This is a genomic window from Lentzea sp. NPDC042327 (assembly GCF_040647275.1).
Lineage (GTDB): Bacteria > Actinomycetota > Actinomycetes > Mycobacteriales > Pseudonocardiaceae > Lentzea.
This window is the reverse complement of sequence record NZ_JBEZBX010000004.1, coordinates 562,543-587,146: the sequence shown is the minus strand read 5'-3', so window position 1 is coordinate 587,146 and position 24,604 is coordinate 562,543. Positions and strand designations below refer to the sequence as shown.

The window sequence follows — 24,604 nt, the reverse complement described above, 5'->3', positions numbered from 1 at the left end:
GAGCGCCTCCTTCAGTCCGTCTTGGCGAGGTATACCCACGCGGGGCCGGAACCGAGCGCCACGAGCACGCGCCGGTAGTCGTCGACCTCGTACACGTCCGCCGCGGCCAGCTCTTCGGCGGTGACGGTCAGGACGGTGCCCTTGGTGGTGTCGGCGGGGTCGCCGGTGCGGCGGACGATCGGGTGCCGGTCGGTGCCGCTGATCGCGACCACGTCCGGGTCGGTGATCGTGACCCAGTCCTGCCGGTGGCCGGGCAGCAGGTCCGGCTCGCCCGCGAGCACGCGGCCGAAGCGTTCGCGTTGCACCGCCTCCAGCTGCAGGGTGCCGTAGGAGAACAGCCGGGCGGTGGCGCCGGCCGGGCCGCCGATGCGGCGCAGCACGGGGTGCGCGACGTCGTCGTTGCCGACCACGACGGTGGCCCTGCCGACGGGGTTCGCCTCGGCGAGGTACCGGCGGCTCGCGGCGTGGTAGCGGTGCTCGAACGTGTGCGCCGCCTCCGCCGCGCCGCCCAGCAGTTCGGCGTCCCGCCGGGTGCCGCGGGTCTTGGCGACCTCGAACGCCGTGTCGACGAAGACGACCTCGTCCCAGGTCAGGTCGCGTTGCAGGAAGCTGCCGTCCACGACGAGGACGAGGTCGTCGGCGGCGGTCAGCGGCGGTTCGTCGACCGGGGTGTCGGCGCGCAGGTCGAGGATGCGCTCGCGGTAGCGGCGGTCACCACCGGGACCGAGCGGGCCGAGGACCTCGCGGGCGACCGCGGCGAAGTCGTAGGCGTCGGCGTAGTAGCCGTCCGCGGAGTCGCGGCCCCGCCGGTGGCGGTGGGCGCGCGGGTGGTGGAAGCCGTCCATGGACAGGTGGGCGGCGGGACGGCCCCGCTCGGCGACGGCGGCGGTGAGCTCGCGGGCCAGGGTGGTCTTGCCGGCCGCGGTGACGCCGTCGACGGCGACGCGCAGCGGGTGTCCGGGGTCCCGGCTCGCGAGGTGGTCGGCGATCCGGGCCACGACCCTGGCCCGCGCCGTGGAAGTGATCATGGGATCAGGGTACGGGCGGGGGGGTGAGCGGGACGCGGGGTGCCAGGGGTGCGCCTGGGAGCGGGACGCGGGCGCGCTGGGGCGGGCGGGATTGCGGGACGCGGGCGCGCTGGGGGTGTGCGGGGGTGCGGGCGCGCTGGGCTGAGCGAGACGCGGGGTGCGCGGGGTGCGGGCGCGCTGGGGCGCGCGGGATTGCGGGACGCGGGTGCACCGGCACGCGGGTGCGGTGGCTGGCGGGGGCAGGACGCGCGGTGGTGCGCCGGACGGGCGAGCACCCGGCGGTGTGTTCCGCAGAAGCCGCAATCGGATGGCTCTTGTGTCCGCAGGCGCGGGACATAGGATGCGCATCATGCCGAATCTGCGGATCACCGAGGCCGCCGCCCTCCTGGGTGTCAGCGACGACACCGTGCGCCGGTGGGTCGACCAGGGGCGGCTCGCGGCCACCGTGGCCGAGAACGGGCGCAAGGCGATCGACGGCAAGGAGCTCGCGGCGTTCGCGCAGCGGGTGGCCGAGGGCACCGAGGCGGGGACGACGGTGGCGGCGTCGGCGCGCAACCGGATGCGGGGAATCGTGACGCGCGTGCTCAAGGACGGTGTGATGGCGCAGGTCGAGATGCAGGCGGGGCCGTTCCGGGTCGTGTCGCTCATGAGCAGGGAGGCCGCGGACGAGCTCGGCCTCGAGGCCGGGAGCGTCGCGGTCGCGTCGATCAAGTCCACCCACGTCGTCGTCGAGATCCCGGAGGCCTGACCGTGCGTCGTCCGCTCGTGGCACTCATCGCACTGGGGCTCGCGGGGTGCGGGTCCGCCGAGCCGGCGGCCGGGGGGATCGGCGGGGACGTCACGGTGTTCGCCGCCGCGTCGCTCACCGAGACGTTCACGGCGCTGGGCAGGGACTTCGAGGCCGCCCACCCCGGCACGAGGGTCAGGTTCAACTTCGGCGGCAGCTCGGCGCTCGCCCAGCAGCTCACCAACGGCGCGCCCGCCGACGTGTTCGCCAGCGCCGCGCCCGCGAACCTCCAGCAGGTCGCCGACACCGGGGCGATCACCGAGGCGCCGCGCACGTTCGCGAGGAACAGGCTGCGGATCGTGGTGCCCAAGGGCAACCCGGGGAAGGTCACCGGGCTGGCCGACTTCGCCGATCGGGACCGCAAGATCGCCCTGTGCGCGGAGCAGGTGCCGTGCGGTGCCGCCGCCAAGAAGGTCTTCGGCCTCGCCGGGGTGACCCCGCAGCCGGACACGCTGGAGCAGGACGTCAAGGCGGTGCTCACCAAGGTCTCGCTCGGTGAGGTCGACGCGGCCCTGGTCTACAAGACCGACGTCCAGGCCGCGGGGGACAGGGTCGAGGGCATCGCTTTCAGCGAAGCCGACCAGGCCGTCAACGACTACCCGATCGCGCCGCTCGCCAAGGCCCCCAACGCCGCCGCTGCCCGTGCCTTCGTCGAGCTCGTGCTGTCGGAGAAGGGCCGGTCCGCGCTGAGCGCCGCCGGGTTCGACGGGCCGTGACCAGGCGTCACCGGCTGCCGGTCGTCCTCCTGCTGCCCGCGCTGCTCGGGCTGGCGTTCCTGCTGGTGCCGCTGGCCGGGTTGCTGGTGAAGGCGCCGTGGACCGAGCTGCCGGGGCTGCTCAGCGCCGAGGTCGGGGAGGCGTTGCGGCTCAGCCTGGTCTGCGCGTCGCTGGCCACCGCGCTGTGCCTGGTGCTCGGCATCCCGCTGGCCTGGCTGCTCGCGCGCTCGGGGCTGCCGGGGCGGGGGTTCCTGCGTGCGCTCGTCACCGTGCCGCTGGTGCTGCCGCCGGTGGTGGGCGGTGTGGCGTTGCTGCTGGTGCTGGGGCGGCGCGGGCTGGTCGGGCAGCACCTGGACGCGTGGTTCGGGATCTCGCTGCCGTTCACGACGGCCGGGGTGGTGCTCGCGGAGGCGTTCGTGGCGATGCCGTTCCTCGTGATCTCCGTCGAGGGGGCGCTGCGGGCCGCCGACCCGCGGTTCGAGGAGGCCGCCGCCACGCTCGGGGCGTCGCGGTGGCTCACGTTCCGGCGGGTCACCCTGCCGTCGGTGCTGCCCGGTGTGGTCGCGGGCGCGGTGCTGTGCTGGGCGCGGGCGCTGGGCGAGTTCGGTGCCACGATCACGTTCGCGGGCAACTTCCCCGGCGAGACCACGACCATGCCGCTGGCCGTCTACCTCGCCCTGGAGACGGACCCGGACGCCGCTGTCGTGCTGAGCGTGGTGCTGCTGGTGGTGTCCGTGGGCGTGCTGGCCGGTCTGCGCGACCGGTGGATCAGCGGGCCGTCATGACCCTGACCGCTTCTCTGCGGGTCACCCGCGCGCACTTCGACCTGGACCTCGACCTCACCATCGCCCCCGGCGAGGTGGTGGCGCTGCTCGGCCCGAACGGCGCGGGCAAGACGACCGCGTTGCGCGCACTGGCCGGGCTGCAGCAGCTGACCGGCGGGCGGATCGCGGTGGGGGAGTCGGTCTGGGACGGTCCCGGCCGGTACCTGCCGGCCGAGGAACGCCCGATCGGCGTGGTGTTCCAGGACTACCTGCTCTTCGCGCACATGTCGGCGCTGGAGAACGTCGCGTTCGGCCTGCGCGCACGGGGCACCCGCAGGGCCGAGGCCCGTGCGGTGGCCGCGACCTGGCTCGACCGCGTCGGCCTCGCGGGCCACGCCGGGGCGAAGCCGCGCGCGTTGTCCGGCGGCCAGGCCCAGCGGGTGGCGCTGGCCCGTGCCCTCGCCACCGGCCCGAGCCTGCTCCTGCTCGACGAACCGCTGGCCGCCCTCGACGCGAGCACCCGCCTCCAGGTGCGTGCCGAGCTCGGCCGGGTGCTCACCGGCTTCACCGGTCACACCCTGCTCGTCACGCACGACCCGCTCGACGCCATGGTGCTGGCCGACCGCCTGGTGATCCTGGAGGACGGCCGCGCCGTCCAGGAGGGACCGCCCGCGGAGGTCGCCCGCCGCCCGCGCACCGACTACGTGGCGAACCTCGTCGGCCTCAACCTCTACCGCGGCACCGCCGACGGCACCGCGGTGGCGCTGGACGAGGGCGGCACCCTGGTCGTCGCCACGCCCGCGCACGGCGCGGTGCACGTGGCGTTCCCGCCCACCGCCGTGGGCCTGCACCTCGACCGGCCCACCGGCAGCCCGCGCAACACGTGGCCGGTGACCGTGGCCGCCGTCGAACAGCACGCCCACACCACGCGGGTGCGGCTGGACGGGGCGCCGTCGGTGCTCGCCGACATCACGACGGCGACCCTCGCCGAGCTGCGGCTGCGGCCGGGGGACGAGGTGTGGGCGGCGGTGAAGGCGACCGAGACGCACACGTACCCGGTCTGACCCCCACCGCCGTCACGACCTCCCCGCCGCTCAGCGGTGGTCGTGCCCGCACAGCAGCGCCGACCCGAGCGCCGTCCGCCGGTGCAGCACGGACAGTCCCCGCCGGACCGTCGTGAGCAGACCCGCCTCCCGCAGCACGGTCGTGTGCCGGCTGACCGCGGACGGCGACGCCCCGAGCCGCGACGCCAGCTCCGTGGTCGTCGCGCCCGTGCCCACCGCCGCCAGCACCGACGAGCGGGTGGTGCCCAGCAGCGCGGCCAGCGCGCCCTCCGGCCGGCTGCCGGAGGAGAGCTGGCGGCGCCACGTCCAGTCGTGGTGCACCGGGTAGACGAGCGTGGGCGGCAGACCGGGGTCGGCCAGCGCGACCGGTGTGCGGCGGCAGAAGTACGACGGCACCAGCCGCAGGCCGCGGCCGCCGAGGTGCAGGTCGCGGTCGTAGGAGTACTGCACCTCCAGCACGGGTGGGCGCCAGTTCATCAACGGCCACATGCCGCGCAGCAGGCCCTCGACACCGTCGAAGCCCGCGCGGTGCACGCGGTCGGTCTCCACCGCGTCCTCGACCAGGTCGGTGTACGGCTCGATCACGGCGCAGTGGTAGCGGGCGAGGGTGCCGGTGAGGTCCTCCAGTGCCGCGCCGTCGCCCTCCACGAGCGGACGCGTCCACTCCGGAGTCGGGCGGATCGCGGCCAGCAGCGAGAACTCCGCGCGCAGGCGGGCGCGCGGAGTCGACCTGATCGCGGCGAGCGCGCTGGACAGCCCGTGCGCACCCTCGGGCGGTGTGAGGAAGTCCGGGAAGTAGGGGCCCAGCGGTGCCAGCACGGACAGCACGCCCACGCCGGCGCGGACCGCCTCCCGCGCGGGGCCGCGCCGGACCGCGCGCAACCACGGCTCGAACAGCAGGCCGCTGTCCCGCTCGGTCAGCCGCAACCAGCTGAACACCATCTCCCACAACGGATCGACGTGATCCGCGACCTGCGTCCGCTCCAGATCTCCTGCCGAGAAATGGATACGCAGCAAAAGCAACCTCCCCCTGAACAGGTCACCGCCAGCAACCGTACCGGGGGAGTCAATCCCTTGTGCCGCACTCGTCTGCGGGTCGTGGTCTCCCGGCGCCGCACCGGCGCTCAGGCGCTCAGGCGCCGAACCAGCGGGGCAGCACCTCCTCCAGGTCGTCCTGGTCGTCACCGGCCCACGCGACGTGCCCGTCCGGCCGCAGCAGCACGGCGGGCACGTCCAGCTCCTCGCTCACGTCGACCACGTGGTCGACCCGGTCAGCCCAGCCCCGCGCCGAGAGCCTGCCGGTCTGGTCGAGCAGCAGGCCGCGGGCGGTGCGTTGCAGCTCGAACAGGCGGCCGTCCTTGAGCCGCACGTCCTTCAGCCGCCGCCCGACCAGCGGGTGGTCGCTGCCGAAGTCGTAGCGGATGCCGACCGCGGTGATCTTCTCGATCAGGTGGCGGGTGACGCCCTCCAGGTCCATCAGCTCGCCGAGCAGCCTGCGCACCGCCTGCGGACCCGGTTCCGGTGTCATCAGCTGCACCTGCGCGCGGGTGTTGTCCAGCACGGCGGCGCCCACCGGGTGCCGTTCGGCGTGGTAGCTGTCGAGCAGGTCGGCGGGCGCCCAGCCGCGGACCGCCGCGGCGAGCTTCCAGCCGAGGTTCACCGCGTCCTGCACACCGAGGTTGAGGCCCTGGCCACCGGCCGGCGGGTGGACGTGGGCCGCGTCGCCCGCCAGGAACGCCCGGCCGGACCGGTAGCGCTCGGCCTGCCGGGTCGCGTCGCTGAACCGGGACGTCCAGCGCGGCGAGTGCACGCCGAAGTCCGTGCCCGCGACGGCGACCAGGCGGCGCCGGAAGTCGTCCAGGGTCGGCGGCGTGCGGTCCTGCCGGACGTCATCGGCCGAGACGACAACGCGGAACGTGTCGCCCATCGGGCCCACGCCGAACCACGGGTTGGTCCTGCGGATCTCCGCCACCCGCGCCGTGAGCTCGTCGAGCGGCATCGTCACCTGCATCTCGCCCAGCAACGTCTCCAGCCGGGCGGGTTCGCCGGGGAAGCCGATGCCGAGCAGCTTGCGGACCGCGCTGCGGCCGCCGTCGCAGCCCACCAGGTAGCGGCCGCGCACCGTGCTCCCGTCGGCCAGCGCGGCCGTCACGCCCTCGTCGTCCTGCGTCAGGCCCACGACCTCGCTGCCGCGCCGGACCTCGGCGCCCAGCCCGACGGCGTGCTCGGTGAGCAGCCGGTCGGTCAGCGGCTGCGGGATGCCGAGGATGTAGCCGTGCGCGGTGTCCATGTCCGCGGGCCACGGCTTGAGGATGCCGGCGAAGAACCCGCCCGCCTCGTGCTTCGTCCCCAGCTCCAGGAACTTCTCCAGCAACCCCCGCTGGTCCATCAGCTCGATGCTGCGCACGTGCAGGCCGAGCGCCCGCACCACCGGCGTCGGCTGCTGCTCCCGTTCCAGCACGACCACGCGCACACCGTGCAGGCGCAGCTCCCCGGCCAGCATGAAGCCGGTGGGCCCGCCGCCGACGATGATCACGTCATACATGTGTTGCTCCCCCGTTCACCAAGCAATGCGCGGTGAAGTGTGGGGCAGGCACGGGGTCTTGTGGCAAGGCCCCCTGTGCGCTATATGTTGAAGTGGGAGGAAGCGCGCTTCCTCCCTTTGTCGTGTGTGGACCCGCTCAGCCGGCGTCGTCCGTGCGGATCGTCTGGATGTGCACCGAGCGTGTGCCGGTGTGCGCGTCGCGGCCGTGCCAGCAGCGGTAGTTGTCGAGCACCAGCACGTCGCCCTCGTCGAGCCGGAACCTCGGCAGTGCCGGCTGCACGCGGGCCACCTCCTCGTCGAGGCGCCGCAGCATCGCCGTGACGTGGTCGCTCCGGGGGTCGCGGTGCAGGGGAGCGGCACCGTCGGTGCGGCGGGTGATGCGCCGCCCGGTGCGCGTGTGCTCGACGTGCCGCGCGACCCGCGGTGTGGCGGGCAGGCCGCGGACGCCGGCCCACCGCCCGTACAGGTCGACGTCGACGTCGGTGAGGAACGCCCGCAGGTCCGCCGGCAGCGAGTCGGTGAACGCGTGCGCGTCGACGACGAACGACTCACCGCCCGACGGCGCCTGCTCGACCAGTTGCAGGAGCACGAAGTCCTCGTCGGGGTGCCGCCGCCGCACCTGCCTGCCGCCGACGTCCACGACGACGTCGAAGCTGTCGGCGTGCAACGGCAGCGGGCCGCCGTCCACGGACCTGCGCGTGCGGTGCGGGTACAGCTCGCGCACCCCGCTGCCGAACAACACCGCCGCCGCCACCGCGAGCGAGCCGGGCTCGACCGGCAGCCCGGTGAGGACCACCGCGCCGGTGCCGGTCAGCGCGGCACGGGCCTGGGGCGAGGTGGCCGACAGCCGGGCCGGGATCACGACCTGGCCCGGAAGTCGCGCGCCGACGGGACCAGCGCGGCCACCGCGGGAGCGGCGAAGCAGACCACGGCGCACCCGGCGAGCACCGCGGTGGCACCGAAGTGCGCGATGGCGGGGGCGATCAGCGCCAGGCCGACGGGCGCGAGGCCGTACGACATCAGGAAGTCCAAAGAGGACACGCGGGCGAGCTTGGACGGTTCGACCTCGCGCTGGGTGGCGGTGAACCACGGCACGTTGAACAGCTCGATGCCGACACCGGCCACCGCGTAGGCGGCGAGCACGACCGCCGGGTGCACCGGCAGCAGCAGGCTCAGCGGCGCGAACCCGTACAGCGCCAGGCCCGCGAACGCCGTCCAGCCCGCGTGCTTCGGCCGCCAGCGCGCGATCAGCAGGGCGCCGGCGAGCGCGCCGAGCGTGTAGGCGGTGAGGGCGCCGGCGAGCACGGCCTCCGTGCCGTAGCGGTCGCGGCTGACCAGCGGCAGCACCACGCCGGTCGCGGAGTAGCCGGTGGCGATCACAGCCGTCAGCGCGCCCAGGCCGGCCAGGAACCACGGGTGCCGGCGGGCCTCCCGCACGCCCTCGGCGAACTCGGCGAAGAACCGCGGCCTGCCCGCCGTGCCCGCGAAGTCGTTGCCGCGCGGCGGAACCAGCGCCGCCACCAGCCACAGCGCGCCGATGCCGAGCAGCAGCGCCTCGGTGGTCGCGACGAGCGCGAGCAACGCGGTGAGGCCGGGTGCGACGAGCGTCGTGACGCGGACCGAGAGCGTCATCGCGGCGTTGGCCCGCTGGCGCTGGTCCTCGTGCACCACCTCGGCGGTCAGCGCCTGGAACGCCGGGCGGCACGCGCCCTGGCCCGCGCCCATCGCCACCGCGGCAACCGCCATGAGCGGCAGGGAGCTCCCGACGAAGAACGCGAGCACCGGTGCCGCGACGGCCGCCGTGAGCCCCGACCAGAGCACCACGCGGCGACGGGCGTAGCGGTCGGCCAGCACGCCGCTGATCGGCACCGCGGCGAGGAACCCGGCGGTGCGTGCGGCCAGCAGCACGCCCAGCTCCACCGCGGTGAGGGTGCGGTCGAGCACGGCCAGGCCGAGCACGAACGGCAGCGCCCAGGTGGCGATGCCGGACGCGGTGGTCGCCGTCCAGAGCCGCAGGAACGCCACGTTCCTGAGCACGGGGGCGGGTGGGGGCAGTGTGTCGTGAACCACGCGGCCGACCTTCCGGATTGGGGCTTGTGTTGAAAATGGTTGTCGTTACAGTAACGGACACCGCTGTCGTCTCGCACTGGAGGATCCGATGTCACACGCCGCCCGGCTCGGCCTGGCGCTCACCGCCGCGGCGTTCGTCGCCGGCTGCGCCGCACCGGGAGGAGGGGCCGCGCCGACGTCGTCGGTCGTGGTCGACAGCTGCGGCAAGCAGCTGACCTTCACCGGCACGCCGCAGCGGGTCGTCACGCTGGACCAGAACTCCACGGAAACCCTGCTGGCACTGGGGGTCGCCGACCGCATGGCGGGCACGGCCAACCTCAAGACCAAGGTGTCGCCCAGGTTCGCCGAGGCCTACGCGAAGATCCCGGTGCTCTCACCGAAGGTGCTGACCTCCGAACCGTTGCGCGCGGCGAACCCGGACGTCGTGGTGTCGTCGTTCGAGGAGCACTTCACCACCGACCGCGCCGGCACCCGCGACGAGCTCGCGGAGCTGGGCGTGCCGAGCTACGTCAGCGCGGTGAACTGCCCGGACGGCACCACGCCGCCGTTCGAACGGCTGTTCCGCGACTACGAGAACTTCGGCAAGTTCCTCGGGGTGGCCGACAAGGCGAACGCGCTTGCCGCCGAACAACGCGCCGCGGTGGCCGAAGTGCAGGCCGCGGGCGCGAAACGACCCAGGGCGCCCAAGGTCGTGTGGATCTACTCGGTGTTCAAGGACGTGCCGTACGTGGCCGGCCGCGACGGCATGCCGAGCCAGATGAGCAAGATCGCGGGCGCGGTCAACGTGTTCGACGACGTCGCGCAGGAGTGGCCGGAGGTGTCGTGGGAGGAGATCGCGCGGCGCAACCCCGACGTGATCGTGGTCGGTGACCTGTCCGAACGCGGCAACCCCGGTGACAAGGCGAGCGAGAAGCTCGCAATGATGCGCGAGCACCCGGCGGTCGCGCAGCTGGACGCGCTGAAGGGCGGCAGGGTCATCGAGCTGCCCGGCATCGAGATGGACCCGTCGGTGCGCACGGTCGACGCGCTGCGCGCGTTCAGCAAGGGCCTCGACGAGGTCGCGGGTGGCTGACACCGCTGTGCTCGCTGAACCACCCGCACCACCGGAACCGGTCAGGCGCACGCTGACCACGGTGCTGTGCCTCGCTTTCCTGGTCCTCTCGCTCGTGCTCGCCGTCCGCATCGGCGCAGGCACGGGCTGGGCGGAGATCGGCAGGGCCGTCGGTGGGCGCCTCGGGGTGCCGGTCGTGCCGCTGTCCCGGTTGCAGGACTCGCTGATCTGGGACCTGAGGGTGCCGCGGGTGCTGCTCGCCGCGCTGGTGGGCGCCGCGCTCGCCGTGTGCGGTGCCGCGCTGCAGAGCGTCACCCGCAACTCGCTCGCCGACCCCTACCTGCTCGGGGTGTCCTCGGGTGCCTCGACCGGCGCCGTCGTCGTGGTGGTGCTCGGGTTCGGCGGGTCGCGGCTCGGGGTCACGGGAGGTGCGCTGATCGGTGCGCTCGTCGCGTTCTCCGTGCTGATGCTGCTGTTGCGGCGCACCGGGTTGGACTCGGTGCGGGTCGTGCTCACCGGTGTCGTGGTCGGGCAGTTGTTCGCGGCGCTGACGTCGTTGATCCTGCTGTCCTCCGGTGACGCCGACAGCATCCGCGCGGTGACCCACTGGCTGCTCGGGTCGCTGGCGTCGGCGCGCTGGTCATCGGTCGCCGTGTGCGCGGTCGTGCTCGCACTGGGGTTGCTGGTCGTGTGGCTGTGCTCGGCGGCGCTGGACGGGTTCGCGTTCGGCACCGACACCGCCGCCTCGCTCGGTGTGGACGTGCGGACCACCCGGATCGTGCTGCTGGTGACGACGTCGGTGCTGACCGCCGTCGCCGTGGCGGCCGTCGGGGCGGTCGGGTTCGTCGGGCTGATCGTGCCGCACGGCGTGCGGTTCCTGGTCGGGCCGCTGCACCGGCGGCTGCTGCCGTTGTCGGCGGTGGTCGGCGCGGTGTTCCTGGTGTGGACCGACGCGGTGACGCGCGTGGTGTTCGCGCCGCTGGAGGTGCCGGTCGGCGTGTTCACCGCGCTGCTGGGCGTGCCGCTGTTCCTGCTGGTGCTGCGCAGGAGGGGAGAGCTGTGAGGATCTCCGCGGAGCACCTGGACTGGGGCGTGCCGGGCAAGGCGATCGTGCGGGACGTCGAGCTGGTCGTCGAGCCCGGTGAGACGGTGGGGCTGATCGGCCCCAACGGGTCCGGCAAGTCGTCGCTGCTGCGGTGCCTGGCCGGACTGCGCACACCGGTCGCCGGAGCCGTGCGCTGGGACGGTGCGGACGCGGCGTCGCTGGGTCCCCGCGACCGCGCGCTGCGGCTGGCCTTCGTCGAGCAGACCGCCGACACCGACAGCGACCTGCGCGTCGCCGAGGTCGTGATGCTCGGCCGCACCGCGCACCGGTCGCGCTGGCGCGGACCGGACGCGCACGACCGGGAGGTGGTCGCGGCCGCGCTGGACCGGCTCGACCTGGCCGACCTCGCGGACCGGCCGTGGAAGCAGCTCTCCGGTGGCGAACGCCAGCGCACGCACCTGGCGCGCGCGCTCGCCCAGGAGACGCGGGCGTTGCTGCTGGACGAGCCGACCAACCACCTGGACGTGCGGCACCAGCTGGAGCTGATGGAGCTCGTCAGCGGCACACCGCAGACCGTCGTGGTGGCGCTGCACGACCTCGCGCAGGCCGCCCGCTACTGCGACCGGCTGGTCCTGCTGCACCGCGGTGCCCTGGTGGCGCAGGGCGGCGCCACCGAGGTGCTGACGGCGCCGTTGTTGCGTGAAGTGTTCGAAGTGGACGCCGAGATCGGTCGCGACGGCCTGGGCCACCTGGCCGTCGGCTACCGCGAACCGGCTCGTTGAAGGGGGAGTTGTGACCACAGTGGATGGTTTGGTCGCCGAGGTGCTCGCGAACAGGCACGGGCCTGATCCGGGAGCCGTGGTGGCGACCAGTGTGTTCTGGGTGCACCACGGCACCCGGCTGGCCGGCGGTGACACCACCTACCGCAACCAGTACGTGCTCGTGCGGATCGGGTCGGCGTTCGGCGCCTGCGCGTTCGCCGAGGGCGAGACCGACCCGGCGGTGTGCGCGGACTACAGCGGCGCGCCGGTCTCCGCGCTGCTGACCGAGGCGCCGGCGCCGGTGCGGGTCGCGGCGCTGGACGCGTACCTCGCCTCGGTCCGTCCACACCGGACCTCGGGCGCCGAACGGGTCGTGCTCCCCGTTGGCACGCCGGAGGAACGGGCTCGTGCCCGTGACGCGGCGGTCGCGGGGCTGCTGGACGTCGAGCCGGGTGCCAAGGTCGCGTTGATCGGTGTGGTGAACCCGTTGGTGGCGGCGATCAGGGACCGCGGGGCCGAGTGCCTGCCGTGCGACCTGTCGTTGCGCACCACCCAGTGGGGCGACCCGGTGACACCGGACATGAGGGACGTCCTCGGTGTCGCCGACGCGGTCGTGGCCACCGGCATGACGATCGGCAACGGCACGTTCGACGAGATCCTGCGCACCTGCCGGTCGCGAGACATACCGCTGGTCGTCTACGCGCAGACCGCCAGTGCCGTCGCCCGGCAGTTCCTGGGCAACGGGGTGACCGCGCTGTCCGCGGAACCGTTCCCGTTCTCCCAGTTCAGCGCCGACGAGACAGTCCTGCACCGCTACCGGACCCGGACGTGAGCCCCGTCGTGGACCACCACATCGCCGACACCCTCAGCCGACCCGCCCTGGTGCGCCTCGACGACCGCACCACCTGCCTGCGGTTCGAGACCATGAAGGTCGCCTCCGCGCTGGCCGCCGTGCGCCACCTGCTGGAGTGCGGCACGGTCTGCGCGGGCGACACGCTCGTGGACAGCTCCAGCGGCATCTACGCCCACGCACTGGCGCTGGCCTGCCACCGGCACGGCCTGCACTGCCACATCGTCGCCTCCACCACCGTGGACAAGACGTTGCGGGCACAGCTGGAGATCCTGGGCGCGACGGTCGAACCCATGCCCGCCACCGCGAGCCTGAAGCTCGACCAGAGCCGCCGGGTCGCGCGGGTGCACGAGATCCTGCGCGACAACCCGCGCCACCACTGGATGCGCCAGTACCACGACGACGTGCACTACCTCGGCTACCGCCCGATCGCCGACGTCGTCCGCGCGGAGCTCGGCCCGGTGCCGCTGACCGTCGTCGGCGGCGTGGGCACGGGCGCGTCGACCGGTGCGCTGGCGAAGTTCCTGCGGGAGTCCGATCCGAGCGTGGAACTGGTCGGCGTGCAACCGTTCGACAGCGTCACGTTCGGCAGCGAGCACGTGCACGACCCGGAGATCATCATCGCCGGTATCGGCAGCTCGATCCCGTTCGCCAACGTCGACCACACCCTGTACGACACCGTGCACTGGGTCGGTTTCGACGCGGCGCTGGCGGGCGCGGTGGCGTTGCTGCGCGAGCACGCGATCTTCGCCGGGCTCTCCGCCGGCGCGGCCTACCTCGCGGCGCGGTGGGAACAGCAGCTCGACCCGGACCGGCACGTCGTGCTGCTGGCACCGGACACCGGTCACCGCTACGTGGACGCGGCCTACTCGCGCCACTCCGAGGCGTTGCCGTTGACGGAGCTGGAGCCGCACGACATCACGGCACTGGCCGACATGGACCTGCCGTGGTCGCGGATGCACTGGAACCGCGCCGAGGCACCACCCGCGGCCTCGGCCCGGCAGCCCATCCCCGTCGCATCCTGAGGGGCTCCTTGCTGCCAAGGCGTCTGCAAGTACCACCAACACATGATCGAATCGCCGCTGACCACCACCAACACGTTCGCCGCTCGCCGAAGCAGGCTCCCCTGTCCCCGGGGAACGGGGGAGCTGTTGGTAGTAGGAAGGTGCGTGTTGATGTTGAGTTGGTGGTACTTGCAGATGCTGGGGAGGTGGTCAGTTCAGGTCGAACGTCGGTGTGAACACCCGGTCGAAACCGACCTCGCGGCGCGGACCGGTCATCGTCAGGCCGATCGCCGTGTCGATGTCACCGCTCGACCGGCCCACCCGCAGCTCGACGGCACCGGGGTCGACCTGGCGCCGACCGGCACGGCCGGTGTAGGAGGTCTGGTCGGCGTGCACCACCGCGGTGACGGTGCGGGTCTCGCCCGGTTCGAGGTCGACCTTCACCGCACCGACGAGTGCCTGCACGGGACGGGCGACCTCGGCGACCGGGTCGTGCAGGTACAGCTGCACGACCTCGGTGGTGGGCAGCTCGGTGTCGTTGCGCAGGGTGGTGACCACGCGGCACGTGCCGTCGGTCGGCCACTCCGCCGCGTCGGCCGTCACGGACACCCAGGTGACCGGGGCGTAGGTGAGGCCGTGGCCGAACGGGAACAGCGGGGTCGGGTCGACCGTGCTCACGTCGCTGCGCGCGCCCAGGGGTGCGGTCAGGTAGGTCGACGGCTGGGTGGCACCGGCGCCGGGGAAGCTGACCGGGAGGCGCCCGGACGGGTTCACCCGTCCGCTGAGGACCGCGGCCAGTGCCGCCGCGCCCTCCTCGCCGGGGTAGAAGCCGCACACGGCGGCGGCGAGGCGGTCGATCTGGCGGGACAGCTCGTACGGGCGGCCCGAGAGCAGCACCAGGACGACCGGGGTGCCGGTGGCGATGAGGGCTTCGAGGAGCTCCTCCTGCCGGCCGGGCAGGCGCAGGTCGCTCGCGTCGCAGCCCTCGCCGGAGGACCCGCCGCCGAACAGGCCCGCCTCGTCGCCGAGGACCGCGACGCAGACCTCCGCGCCGGCCGCCGCCTCGACGGCCGCGCGCAGGTCGGCGTCGGTGCCGCCGAACACGGTGCAGCCGGCGGCGTGCACCACGTCGTGGTCGTCGCCGAGCGCGTCCAGGACGGTCGGCACGTCGATGCCCATCGGCACCTCGGGGTGGTGCTTGCCGACGTGCAGCGGGAACGAGTAGCAGCCCAGCATCGCGCCGGGGTCGTTCGCCCGCGGGCCCACCACGGCGACGCGGCGGCGGGAGGTCAGCGGGAGCACGCCCTCGTTGCGCAGCAGCACGATCGAGCGCTCGGCGAGCTGACGGGCGACGGCACGGGAGTCGGCGTCGTCGAGGTCGATGCCCGCGGCACCGTTGTCGGGCTCGGGGGAGAAGTCCGGGTCGAGCAGGCCGAGCTCGCACTTCTGCGCCAGCACGCGGGTCAGCGCCCGGTCCACCAGCGCCTCGTCGACCCGGCCCTCCTGCACGGCGGTCAGCAGCGGGTCGCCGTAGCAGTCCACAGTGGGCAGTTCGACGTCGATGCCGGCGGCGAGCGCCTGTGCCGCGGCGTCCTCCCTGTCGGTCGCCACGGCGTGCAGGCGGTAGAGGAACGGCACGGCGAAGTAGTCGGCCACCACGGTGCCGGTGAAGCCGTAGCCGTCGCGCAGCAGGTCGGTGAGCATCGCGGGGTCGGCCGCGACCGGCACGCCGTCGTTGTCGGTGTAGGAGTTCATCACCGACCGGGCACCCGCGTGCAGGGCCATCTCGAACGGCGGCAGGAGCACGTCGGCCAGCTCGCGCGGGCCGATCGACACCGGCGCGAGGTTGCGGCCGCCCCTAGAGGCCGAGTAACCGGCGAAGTGCTTGAGCGTGGCCACGATCCCCGCGGACTCCAGGCCCGCCACGTAGGCGGCGCCGATGGTGCCGACCAGGTGCGGGTCCTCGGCGATGGTCTCCTCGACCCGGCCCCACCGCAGGTCGCGCGCCACGTCCAGCACCGGCGCGAGACCCTGGTGCACGCCGAGGCGGCGCATCGAGCCGCCGATCAGGGACGTCATGCGGCGCACCAGGTCCGGCTCGAACGAGGCGCCCCAGCACAGCGGTGACGGGAAGGCGGTCGCCTGCCACGCGGCCAGGCCGGTGAGGCACTCCTCGTGCACCATCGCGGGAATCCCGAACCGGGTGCTCGCGATGATCTGCCGCTGGCTGCGGGCGAGGCTGTGCGCGCCCACCTCCGGCGCGATCGGCCGGGTGCCGAACACGCGGGTGAGCTGGCCGATGCCGTGGCGGGTCAGCTCGTCGAAGTCCGGCGGCTCCACGATCAGGTCGTGCTGGTGCGGCGCCATCTCGCCCGCCGAGTCGATGCCGACCCAGATGCCCTGCAGCTGCGCGATCTTCTCGGGCAGGGTCATCCTGGCCATCAGGTCGCGGACGCGGTCCGCCGCGGCGGCGTGCGGGTCGCGCCAGAGTTCTGCCGAGGTGGTGGCTTCGGTCGTCACATGATCTCCAGGGGTCAGGAGGACAGCGCTCGGGTCGAGTGCCGGGCGATCAGCTCGGTTCCGAGCGTGATGTGAGTGCCGTCCGGCGTCTCTCCGTTGATGAGCCGGACGAGCAACGAGACCGCGCGGCGCCCCATCTCGCGGATGGGCTGCTCCACGGTCGTCAGCGCGGGGGCGCACAGCGCCGACTCGGGGATGTTGTCGAAGCCGACCACCGACAGGTCCTCCGGCACGCGCAACCCCATTGCCACAGCGGTTTCGATGGCCGCGATGCCGGTGACGTCGTTCGCGGCGAAGATGGCGGTCGGCCGGTCGGGCAGGCTGAGCAGCTCCCGCGCGGACGCGGCCGCCACGTCGCGGTCGTAGTCACCCGGCCGGACCAGGTCCTCGTCCACCTCGACGCCCGCACCCGCGAGCGCCCTGCGGTACCCGGTTTCGCGCTGCTGGGCGGACTTCAGGTCCGCGCGGCCGGTGAGCAGCGCGATCCTGCGGTGGCCCAGTGCCAGCAGGTGCTCGGTGGCGATCCGGCCACCGGTCAGGTTGTCGGAGTCGACGGTCGGCAGCGCCGCCCGCCCGGTGTGCGGGTCGACCGCCACGACCGGGGTGCCCGGCACCTCCTCCAGGTCCACGGCGGGCGTGACGAGCACGGCGCCGTCGACCAGGGTGCCGCTCAACCGGCTCAGGTACCGGCGTTCCCAGCCCTGCGGGTCACCGGTCCGGCCGCCCGCCGAGTAGACGACGAGCTCGAAACCGGTGCCGCGGATGGCATCCGCCGCTCCCTTGAGCAGTTCGGTGCTGAACGGCTCGATGTCGGCGACCAGGATGCCGATGACGTTCGTGCGGTGGTTGCGCAGGCTCTGCGCGACCAGGCTCGCCTCGTAGCCGAGTTCCTTGATCACCGCCGTCACCCGCGCGAACGTGTCGGCGGAGACGCCGTAGCGCTGGTTGAGGACCTTGGACACGGTGGCCACCGAGACGCCGGCCTGAGCGGCGACGTCACGGATGGTGACACGAGAGCGAGGGGGCACGGGGCTGAGACTAGCCGTGTAAAACGTTATCGACAACGATTGACACAGCGACTTCGAAGCGGAATTCTCTCTAGCCACCGCAGGGCATGTGTTCGATCCCGCCCCGTCCTACTCGGCCGAAGTCGTCAGGAGTGGACCCCAATGCGTTCTGTGCACAAGTTGTCCGTCGCTCTCGCCGCAGCCGCGACGCTCGTGCTTGCCGCGTGCAGCGGCTCCAGCGGTGGCGACGCCTCCGCTGACGGTCCGGTCACGCTCACCTGGTGGCACAACCGGACCACTGAACCGATGAAGTCGATCTGGCAGCAGATCGCGGACGACTTCCACAAGACCCACCAGGACGTCTCGTTCACGATCGAGCCGATCCAGAACGAGCAGTTCCAGACCAAGGTGCCCCTGGCCCTGCAGGGCAACACCCCGCCGGACATCTTCCAGCAGTGGGGCGGTGGCGGGCTCGCCTCACAGCTCAGCTCCGGCAAGATCGCGGACATCACGCAGGGCGCCTCCGGTTGGATCGGCCCGCTGGGCCAGGCGGCGCAGGGCTGGCAGGTCAAGGGCAAGCAGTACGGTGTGCCGTACCAGATGCACGCCGTGGGCTTCTGGTACCGCAAGGACCTCTTCGCCACCGCGGGCGTCACCGCGCCACCGTCCACTCTGGACGAGCTGAACGCCGCGGTCGCGAAGCTGAAGACCGCGGGCCTGGTGCCGATCGCGGTCGGCGGCAAGGACCGCTGGCCGGACGCCTTCTACTACAACTACTTCGCGATCCGGCAGTGCTCGGTCGACGCGCTGAAGAAGGCCGTGGAGAAGACCGAGTTCGCCGACCCGTGCTTCACCAAGGCGGGCGAGAACCTCAAGGCGTTCATCGACACCAAGCCGTTCCAGGACGGCTTCGTCGGCACCCCGGCCCAGCAGGGCGCCGGCAGCTCGGCCGGCATGCTCGCCAACGGCAAGGCCGCCATGGAGCTGCAGGGCGACTGGAACCCGGACGTGATGCAGGCCCTGTCGGAGGACAAGGAGCTGGACTCGAAGATCGGCTGGTTCCCGTTCCCGTCGGTGCCCGGCGGCGAGGGTGCCCCGGACGCCGTGCTCGGCGGCGGTGACGGCTTCTCGTGCACCTCGCGTGCGGCCAAGGCCTGCACGGACTTCCTGGGCTACCTGGTGGGCGAAGAGGTGCAGAAGAAGCTCGCGGCGACCGGTTCCGGCCTGCCCGTGCACCCGGCTGCCGTGGCGTCGCTGAAGACCGAGACGCACAAGCAGATCTCCGAGTACGTCACGAAGGCACCGCACCTGCAGTTCTACTTCGACATCGCCTTCCCGACCAACGTCGGCCAGGCGCTGAACGACTCGATCGCCAACTTCTTCGCCGGCCAGGGCGGTCCCGACACGATCGTCCAGTCGGTCTCCAAGGCAGCCGCCGGGAACAAGTGATGAGCACCGCGACCAGTTCGCGGCCGTTGACCGCCCCCAGCTCGCCCGCGCCAGCGGCTGGGGGCACCCGGCGGCGGCGGTCCCGCACCCGCACACGTCTCGAGCTCGCCCTCCTGCTCACACCGGCCCTGGTGCTGTTCGCCGGGTTCGTGCTGGTGCCGATCGGGGTGGCCGCGGTCTACAGCCTGTACTCCTGGAACGGGTTCGGCCCGCTGACCGACTTCGTCGGCCTGAAGAACTACGTCGACGCCTTCTCCGGTGACGTCTTCCAGGGCGCCATCGGGCACAACCTGATCATCGCGTCGTTGTCGATCGTCGTGCAGCTCCCGCTCAGCATCGGCCTCGCGCTGCTGCTCAACCGGAAGCTGCGCGGGCGGACGTTCCTGCGCATGGTGGTCTTCGCGCCGTACGTGCTGTCGGAGGCCGTCACCGCCGTCATCTGGCTGCTGATGCTGCAACCGGGCGGGTTCGTCGACGAGGTCCTGCGGTCGGCGGGCCTCGGCTCGCTGGTCCAGCAGTGGCTGGCCGACCCGTCGATCGTGCTCTACACGCTGTTCGTCGTGATCACGTGGAAGTACATCGGGTTCGGCGTGATCCTGCTGCTGGCCGGGCTCCAGGGAGTGCCGCCCGAGCTGCGGGAGGCCGCCGCCCTCGACGGGGCGACCGCGTGGCAGACCACCCGGCACGTCGTGCTCCCGTTGCTGGGGCCCACGATCCGCGTGTGGATCTTCCTGTCGGTGATCGGCTCGCTGCAGCTGTTCGACCTCGTGTGGATCATGACGCTCGGCGGTCCCGCCAACGCGTCCTCGACCATGGCGACCTACCTGATTGACCACGGCTTCAAGCGCTACGAGTTCGGCTTCGGCAGCGCCGTCGCGGTGATCCTCTTCATCATCTGCTTCACGTTCGCGTTGTTCTACCAGCGGTTCGCGCTGCGCAGGGACACCGAGGGCGCCTTGACCAGGGCGGTGGGCTGAGTTGTCACGTCGCAACACCGCGGGCTACCTCGCCGCGTTCGCCGTCGTGGGCGTCACGGTGGTGCCGCTGCTCTTCGTGCTGCTGGGCGGGTTCCGCACTACGGCGCAGATCAACTCCGCACCGGCGGGCCTCCCCGGCCCGTGGGTGTGGGAGAACTACGCCGAGGTCGCGACCTCACCGGTGTTCTGGCGGTTGCTGGGCAACAGCGCGCTGATCGCCGTGATCGCGACGACCCTGGCGGTCGTGCTGGGGGCGATGGCGGCGTTCGCGTTGTCCCGCTACGCCTTCCGCGGCAGGGAGGCGTTCTACACGCTGTTCACGCTCGGCCTGCTGTTCCCGCTGGGAGTGGCGACCCTGCCGCTGTACCTGTGGCTGCGCCAGCTCGGTCTGCTGGAGAACCCGCTCGGTGTCGCGATCCCGGAGGCGGCGTTCTCGCTGCCGATCACGATCGTGATCCTGCGGCCGTTCATGCACGCCATCCCGGCCGAGCTGGAGGACGCCGCGCTGCTCGACGGCGCGGCCAAGCTCGGGTTCTTCTGGCGGATCCTGCTGCCGCTGTCGGGGCCCGCGCTGTCGACCGTGTCCGTGCTCGCGTTCGTCAGCAGCTGGAACTTCTTCCTGCTGCCGTTGCTCGTGTTCAACGACTCCAGCAACTTCACCCTGCCGCTGGGCGTTGCCATGTTCCAGTCGGAGCACACCCAGGACACCGCGAAGGTGCTCGCCTTCACCGCGTTGTCCATGATCCCGGCGCTCACGTTCTTCGTGCTCGCCGAACGACGGATGGTCGGTGGCCTGACCGGTTCGGTGAAGGGCTGACACCTCGGAGGAGCTCGACGATGAACTCGTCCTTCGCCCGGCGTCACTTCCTGCAACTGCTCGCCGCGCTCACGGCGACCGCGAGCGCGACCGGAACCGCTGCTGCCGCCGAGCTCGTCTCGGCGCAGGGCGGGTCCGGCCGGTTCCCGCTCGTGTCCAGGGGGAGGTCGGCGGTGCTGGTCGTCAGCACCGCCGACCACCCCGGCGTCGTCCGGGTCGCCGGTGACCTGCAGGCCGACGTGGAACGGGTCACCGGCGTCAAGCCGGCGCTCGTGCACTCCCTGCCCGACAAGGGCGACGTCGTGCTCATCGGCACGGTCGGCAGCCCGCTCGTCGACCGGCTCGTGGCGGCGGGCGCGCTCGACGTCACCGGCATCGCCGGCAGGTGGGAGACCTCGCTGACGCAGGAGGTCCGCACCGGCGGACGGCGCGTGCTGGTGATCACGGGCAGCGACCAGCGCGGCACCGTCTACGGCACCTACGACCTCTCCCGCGCCATCGGCGTCTCGCCCTGGTACTGGTGGGACGACGTGCCCGTCGAGCACCGCGACGAGCTGCACGTGCGCTCCGAGCGGCACAGCCCCGGCCCGCCGTTCGTGAAGTACCGCGGCATCTTCATCAACGACGAGAACCCGGCGCTGGGCACCTGGGCGCCGCGCTACTTCGGCCCCGGTCACGCACCCGGTCACCCCGGCGGCTTCAACCACCTGTTCTGGGAGAAGGTCTTCGAGACCCTCCTGCGGCTGAAGGGCAACTACGTCTGGCCCGCGGTGTGGGGACGGGCGTTCGCCGAGGACGACCCGCTCAACCACGCCACCGCCACGCGCTACGGCATCGTCATGGGCACCTCGCACGAGGCGCCGATGATGCGCGGCATCGAGGAGTGGAACCGCCACGCCGTGCCCGCGGTGCGCGACGCGAACGGCGTCATCACCAAGCCGGGTCACGACCCGTACGGCGGCACGGGGGAGTGGAGCTTCCGCCGCAACGCCGACGCGATCAAGGCGTACTGGACCGACGGCATCCGCCGCATGGTGGACGAGGACATCGAGGGCGTCGTCACCGTCGGCATGCGCGGCAACGGCGACACCCAGCTGCCCGACGGCGACAGCATCGAGCTCATGCAGTCGATCATCGCGGCCGAGCAGGAGGTCCTCGCCCAGGTCACCGGGCGCGACCCGGCGCAGTTCCCACAGGTGTGGACCCTCTACAAGGAGGTCCTGCGGTACTGGGACAAGGGCCTGCGCCCGCCCGACCACGTCACCGTCGTCTTCCCCGACGACAACTGGGGCAACCTGTGCAAGCTGCCGGACCGCTCGCTGCCGGACCGCGCCGGCGGGTACGGCCTCTACTACCACTTCGACTACGTCGGCGTGGGGCGCAACTACAAGTGGGTCGACACCTGCGCGATCGCGAACCTGTGGGAGCAGCTGCACCAGGCGGCCGAGTACGGCATCTCCCGGCTGTGGGTCGCGAACGTCGGCGACTTCAAGGGCAACGAGCTGCCCACGCAGTTCTTCCTCGACTACGCCTGGAACCCGCAGGCGCTGCCGCTGGAACGGCTGTCCACCTGGGAGCGCGAGTACGCCGAGCAGAACTTCGGCAGGCGCGAGGCCGCGGCCATCGCCGAGGTGCTGAACGAGTACGGCCGGCTGCAGGCGCGGCGCAAGCCCGAGCTGCTCAACCGCCGCATCACCGTCGAGGGCACCACGATCGTCAACGACGACAGGGCCACGCCGTTCAGCCTGGTCAACTACCGCGAGCTCGACCGCGTCACCGAGGAGTGGAAGCGGCTGGGCCAGAAGGCCGAGCAGGTCGGCGCACGTCTGCCCGCCGCCTACCGCGACGCCTACTTCGAACTGGTGCTGTACCAGGTGAAGGCCACCGCGAACCTCTACGAGCTGCGGCACGCGGAGTTCACGAACCTCTTCTACGCCGCGCAGGGCCGGGCGCTGGCCAACGACCTCGCCGCGACCACCGAGGCGCGGTTCGCCGACGACCTGGCGCTCGCGGACCGGTTCAACAACGTCGTCGCGGGCGGCAAGTGGCGTGGTTTCCAGACGCAGCCGCACATCGGGTACGGCGACGTCGAACGCTACGGGCCGAACGCGCCGTGGCAGCAGCCGGAGAAGGACAACGTGGCGCTGCCCGACGAGGTCTTCCCGCCGGTGCGCCGGATCACCCCGGCCGGTCCGGCCGAGATGGGTGTCGCGATCGACGGGTCCGAGCAGTGGTGGCCGTCCTCGCAGGAGCCGCCGGTGCTGCCGGAGCTCAGCCCGTTCCAGAGCGCGCCCGCGCCGTTCGTCGACGTCTTCAACCGCGGCACCGAGCCGTTCGACTGCACGATCACCTCCGGTGCGCCGTGGCTGGTCGTGCGGCCGGCGTCGGGCCGGGTGGACAAGCAGCTGCGCGCCACCCTCTCCGTGGACTGGTCACGGGCACCGAAGGGCACGACCAGCGTGCCGGTCGTGGTGTCCGGTGCGGGGCGCACGGTGACCGTGCGGGCCCCGATCGGCAACCCGGCGCTGCCGCACTCGTGGCGCGAGGGGTTCGTGGAGGCCGGCGGGTGCGTGTCGATCGAGGCCGAGCACCACAGCGCGAACGTCGCCGCCGGTGGCGTGCGGTGGCGGCGCATCCCCGGTCTCGGCCGCACGGGTGCGGGCATGAAGCCGTTCCCGGTCACCGCACCGAGCCAGGAACCCGGTCGCGGACCGCGGCTGGAGTACCGGCTCACGCTCCTCGCCCCCGGTGAGGTCACGGTGTGGGCGCACCTCTCGCCCCGCGCCGGGGTGCTGCCCACACCGGGCCTGCGCTACGCGGTGTCGTTCGACGACGAGGTGCCCCAGGTCGTGGACGCGATCAAGGTGCACGGCGCGGACCACTCGCTGATGAACCGGCCGTGGGAGCGCATGACCTCCGACAACGTCAACCGCACCGCCACCAGGCACACGATCACCAGGCCCGGCCCGCACGTGCTCCGGTTCTGGATGGTCGACCCCACGCTCGTGGTGCAGAAGCTGGTCGTGGACACCGGCGGCCTGCGCGCGAGCTACCTCGGACCGCCGGAGAGCAAGCGCATGTAGTCAATCCAAGGGAGCGACGATGAAGTTGCACTCAACCAGGACCACGCGGTTACTCGCGATCACGGCGGCGGCGGCCGCGATCGCGGCGGGCCAGGTGGTCCCGGCATCGGCCGCGGGGCCGTTGAAGGACATCACGAACAGGTGGGTCGGCAGCGCTGTGGCGGCGGGGCCGCTGGGCAGCCAGGCCGACTACCGCTCGGTGCTGACCCGCGAGTTCGACAGCGTGACGCCCGAGAACGAGATGAAGTGGGCGGTGGTCGAGCCCAACCGCGGCCAGTTCAACTGGTCCGGTGCGGACGCGATCGTCAACTACGCGCAGCAGAACGGCAAGACCGTGCGCGGGCACACCCTGGTGTGGCACAGCCAGTACCCCGGCTGGCTCAACAACCTCGGTGGCTCCGAGCTGCGCAGCGTGACCCAGCAGCACATCAACACCGAGATGGGCCGGTACCGCGGCAAGATCCGCGCGTGGGACGTCGTCAACGAGATCTTCGAGGAGAACGGCTCGCGCAGGCAGTCGATCTTCCAGACGCGCATGGGTGACGGGTTCGTCGCCGACGCGTTCCGCTGGGCGCGTGCCGCCGACCCGTCGGCCAAGCTCTACATCAACGACTACAACACCGAGGGGATCAACGCCAAGAGCGACGCCGTCTACAACCTGGTCCGCACGCTGAAGCAGCAGGGCGTGCCGATCGACGGCGTCGGCATCCAAACGCACCTCGCCACCCGGTACGGCTTCCCGTCGAGCTTCCGGCAGAACATCGAACGGCTGGCCGCGCTCGGCGTCGACATCGCGATCACCGAGGCCGACGTCCGCGTCCAGCTGCCGGTCGACTCGAACAAGCTGAACCAGCAGGCCAACTACTACAAGCAGATCTGGGACGCCTGCCACGCCGTCTCGCGGTGCGTGGAGTTCACGACGTGGGGGTACACGGACCGCCACTCGTGGGTGCCGGGGACGTTCCCCGGTGAGGGTGCTGCCTGCCTCTTCGACTCGAACCTGAGGCCGAAACCCGCCTACACCCGGATCAACCCGTAACGACCGACCCCCCGTCGGCCACGTCCT

The 24,604-nt window shown here is 72.2% G+C and carries 21 protein-coding genes; 14 read left to right on the top strand and 7 right to left on the bottom strand.

Features of this window, described 5'->3' with window-relative positions:
- Positions 1 to 11: 11 nt before the first annotated feature.
- On the bottom strand, positions 12 to 1,028 hold the full coding sequence (locus AB0A63_RS13435; RefSeq protein ID WP_360389660.1) for a gamma-glutamylcyclotransferase: 1,017 nt from the start codon (positions 1,026 to 1,028) through the stop codon (positions 12 to 14).
- Positions 1,029 to 1,377: 349 nt separating this feature from the next.
- Between AB0A63_RS13435 and AB0A63_RS13430 the strand changes: the two genes are divergently transcribed.
- The 4 genes from AB0A63_RS13430 to AB0A63_RS13415 are packed head-to-tail and all read left to right on the top strand — an operon-like array spanning position 1,378 to position 4,359.
- Positions 1,378 to 1,776, top strand: coding sequence for a helix-turn-helix transcriptional regulator (locus AB0A63_RS13430; RefSeq protein WP_360389658.1), 399 nt, complete (start codon positions 1,378 to 1,380; stop codon positions 1,774 to 1,776).
- 26 nt (positions 1,777 to 1,802) lie between these two features.
- On the top strand, positions 1,803 to 2,531 hold the full coding sequence (modA, locus tag AB0A63_RS13425) for a molybdate ABC transporter substrate-binding protein (RefSeq protein ID WP_360389877.1): 729 nt from the start codon (positions 1,803 to 1,805) through the stop codon (positions 2,529 to 2,531).
- Positions 2,528 to 3,316 carry a molybdate ABC transporter permease subunit gene (gene modB / locus AB0A63_RS13420; RefSeq protein ID WP_360389656.1) on the top strand — a complete coding sequence of 263 codons (789 nt, stop codon included), beginning with the start codon at positions 2,528 to 2,530 and terminating at the stop codon, positions 3,314 to 3,316. Before modA ends, modB begins: the two co-directional genes overlap by 4 nt.
- The gene (locus AB0A63_RS13415; RefSeq protein WP_360389653.1) at positions 3,313 to 4,359 is read left to right on the top strand and encodes an ABC transporter ATP-binding protein; all 1,047 of its coding nucleotides are present in this window, start codon (positions 3,313 to 3,315) and stop codon (positions 4,357 to 4,359) included. Before modB ends, AB0A63_RS13415 begins: the two co-directional genes overlap by 4 nt.
- A gap of 30 nt (positions 4,360 to 4,389) precedes the next feature.
- Here AB0A63_RS13415 and AB0A63_RS13410 read toward each other — a convergent pair whose 3' ends face one another.
- The 4 genes from AB0A63_RS13410 to AB0A63_RS13395 all read right to left on the bottom strand — a co-directional run bounded on the left by AB0A63_RS13410 (position 4,390) and on the right by AB0A63_RS13395 (position 8,941).
- Entirely contained in the window at positions 4,390 to 5,301 is a 912-nt protein-coding gene (locus tag AB0A63_RS13410) for a helix-turn-helix domain-containing protein (RefSeq protein WP_360389650.1), read from the bottom strand.
- Positions 5,302 to 5,491: 190 nt separating this feature from the next.
- Positions 5,492 to 6,904, bottom strand: a complete 1,413-nt coding sequence (gene rox / locus AB0A63_RS13405; RefSeq protein ID WP_360389646.1) for a rifampin monooxygenase — start codon at positions 6,902 to 6,904, stop codon at positions 5,492 to 5,494.
- A 136-nt stretch (positions 6,905 to 7,040) separates the two neighbouring features.
- Positions 7,041 to 7,766, bottom strand: a complete 726-nt coding sequence (locus AB0A63_RS13400) for a TauD/TfdA family dioxygenase (RefSeq protein WP_360389644.1) — start codon at positions 7,764 to 7,766, stop codon at positions 7,041 to 7,043.
- The gene (locus AB0A63_RS13395) at positions 7,763 to 8,941 is read right to left on the bottom strand and encodes an MFS transporter (protein ID WP_360389874.1); all 1,179 of its coding nucleotides are present in this window, start codon (positions 8,939 to 8,941) and stop codon (positions 7,763 to 7,765) included. The genes AB0A63_RS13400 and AB0A63_RS13395 overlap by 4 nt, the downstream gene beginning before the upstream one ends.
- Positions 8,942 to 9,062: 121 nt before the next feature.
- On the opposite strand from AB0A63_RS13395, the gene AB0A63_RS13390 reads away from it, so the two are divergent.
- Genes AB0A63_RS13390 through AB0A63_RS13370 form a run of 5 tightly spaced genes read left to right on the top strand, consistent with a single transcriptional unit; the run spans position 9,063 to position 13,706 of the window.
- The gene (locus tag AB0A63_RS13390; protein ID WP_360389641.1) at positions 9,063 to 10,046 is read left to right on the top strand and encodes an ABC transporter substrate-binding protein; all 984 of its coding nucleotides are present in this window, start codon (positions 9,063 to 9,065) and stop codon (positions 10,044 to 10,046) included.
- Positions 10,039 to 11,088 (top strand): iron chelate uptake ABC transporter family permease subunit, encoded by a 1,050-nt coding sequence (locus tag AB0A63_RS13385; protein WP_360389638.1) that lies wholly within the window; start codon positions 10,039 to 10,041, stop codon positions 11,086 to 11,088. Before AB0A63_RS13390 ends, AB0A63_RS13385 begins: the two co-directional genes overlap by 8 nt.
- Positions 11,085 to 11,852 (top strand): ABC transporter ATP-binding protein, encoded by a 768-nt coding sequence (locus AB0A63_RS13380; protein WP_360389635.1) that lies wholly within the window; start codon positions 11,085 to 11,087, stop codon positions 11,850 to 11,852. Before AB0A63_RS13385 ends, AB0A63_RS13380 begins: the two co-directional genes overlap by 4 nt.
- Positions 11,853 to 11,862: 10 nt before the next feature.
- Positions 11,863 to 12,663, top strand: coding sequence for a DUF364 domain-containing protein (locus AB0A63_RS13375; protein ID WP_360389633.1), 801 nt, complete (start codon positions 11,863 to 11,865; stop codon positions 12,661 to 12,663).
- Positions 12,664 to 12,671: 8 nt separating this feature from the next.
- A complete protein-coding gene (locus AB0A63_RS13370) occupies positions 12,672 to 13,706 on the top strand; it encodes a pyridoxal-phosphate dependent enzyme (RefSeq protein WP_360389871.1) in 1,035 nt (344 codons plus the stop codon).
- Positions 13,707 to 13,895: 189 nt separating this feature from the next.
- Here AB0A63_RS13370 and AB0A63_RS13365 read toward each other — a convergent pair whose 3' ends face one another.
- Both AB0A63_RS13365 and AB0A63_RS13360 read right to left on the bottom strand, forming a co-directional pair.
- Entirely contained in the window at positions 13,896 to 16,205 is a 2,310-nt protein-coding gene (locus AB0A63_RS13365) for a glycoside hydrolase family 3 N-terminal domain-containing protein (RefSeq protein WP_360389630.1), read from the bottom strand.
- A 14-nt stretch (positions 16,206 to 16,219) separates the two neighbouring features.
- Positions 16,220 to 17,233, bottom strand: a complete 1,014-nt coding sequence (locus AB0A63_RS13360; protein ID WP_360389627.1) for a LacI family DNA-binding transcriptional regulator — start codon at positions 17,231 to 17,233, stop codon at positions 16,220 to 16,222.
- A 141-nt stretch (positions 17,234 to 17,374) separates the two neighbouring features.
- Here AB0A63_RS13360 and AB0A63_RS13355 point away from each other — a divergent pair, with 141 nt between their 5' ends.
- From AB0A63_RS13355 to AB0A63_RS13335, 5 genes are read left to right on the top strand one after another with little or no spacing between them, the layout of a single operon-like run.
- Positions 17,375 to 18,661 carry an extracellular solute-binding protein gene (locus tag AB0A63_RS13355; RefSeq protein WP_360389625.1) on the top strand — a complete coding sequence of 429 codons (1,287 nt, stop codon included), beginning with the start codon at positions 17,375 to 17,377 and terminating at the stop codon, positions 18,659 to 18,661.
- Complete coding sequence (locus AB0A63_RS13350) at positions 18,661 to 19,638, top strand: sugar ABC transporter permease (protein ID WP_360389622.1); 978 nt, start codon at positions 18,661 to 18,663, stop codon at positions 19,636 to 19,638. The genes AB0A63_RS13355 and AB0A63_RS13350 overlap by 1 nt, the downstream gene beginning before the upstream one ends.
- Before the next feature lies 1 nt (position 19,639).
- Complete coding sequence (locus AB0A63_RS13345; RefSeq protein ID WP_360389620.1) at positions 19,640 to 20,455, top strand: carbohydrate ABC transporter permease; 816 nt, start codon at positions 19,640 to 19,642, stop codon at positions 20,453 to 20,455.
- A gap of 20 nt (positions 20,456 to 20,475) precedes the next feature.
- Positions 20,476 to 23,538 carry a glycosyl hydrolase 115 family protein gene (locus tag AB0A63_RS13340; RefSeq protein ID WP_360389618.1) on the top strand — a complete coding sequence of 1,021 codons (3,063 nt, stop codon included), beginning with the start codon at positions 20,476 to 20,478 and terminating at the stop codon, positions 23,536 to 23,538.
- Between the two features lie 19 nt (positions 23,539 to 23,557).
- The gene (locus AB0A63_RS13335; protein ID WP_360389615.1) at positions 23,558 to 24,577 is read left to right on the top strand and encodes an endo-1,4-beta-xylanase; all 1,020 of its coding nucleotides are present in this window, start codon (positions 23,558 to 23,560) and stop codon (positions 24,575 to 24,577) included.
- Positions 24,578 to 24,604: the final 27 nt, after the last annotated feature.

Excerpts from the sequence above, each read along its gene's own strand:
- AB0A63_RS13435 (WP_360389660.1), bottom strand. The coding sequence starts at position 1,028 with ATGATCACTTCCACGGCGCGGGCCAGGGTCGTGGCCCGGATCGCCGAC.
- AB0A63_RS13430 (WP_360389658.1), top strand. The coding sequence starts at position 1,378 with ATGCCGAATCTGCGGATCACCGAGGCCGCCGCCCTCCTGGGTGTCAGC.
- AB0A63_RS13415 (WP_360389653.1), top strand. The coding sequence starts at position 3,313 with ATGACCCTGACCGCTTCTCTGCGGGTCACCCGCGCGCACTTCGACCTG.
- AB0A63_RS13410 (WP_360389650.1), bottom strand. The coding sequence starts at position 5,301 with ATGGTGTTCAGCTGGTTGCGGCTGACCGAGCGGGACAGCGGCCTGCTG.
- rox (WP_360389646.1), bottom strand. The coding sequence starts at position 6,904 with ATGTATGACGTGATCATCGTCGGCGGCGGGCCCACCGGCTTCATGCTG.
- AB0A63_RS13390 (WP_360389641.1), top strand. The coding sequence starts at position 9,063 with ATGTCACACGCCGCCCGGCTCGGCCTGGCGCTCACCGCCGCGGCGTTC.
- AB0A63_RS13355 (WP_360389625.1), top strand. The coding sequence starts at position 17,375 with ATGCGTTCTGTGCACAAGTTGTCCGTCGCTCTCGCCGCAGCCGCGACG.
- AB0A63_RS13350 (WP_360389622.1), top strand. The coding sequence starts at position 18,661 with ATGAGCACCGCGACCAGTTCGCGGCCGTTGACCGCCCCCAGCTCGCCC.
- AB0A63_RS13340 (WP_360389618.1), top strand. The coding sequence starts at position 20,476 with ATGAACTCGTCCTTCGCCCGGCGTCACTTCCTGCAACTGCTCGCCGCG.
- AB0A63_RS13335 (WP_360389615.1), top strand. The coding sequence starts at position 23,558 with ATGAAGTTGCACTCAACCAGGACCACGCGGTTACTCGCGATCACGGCG.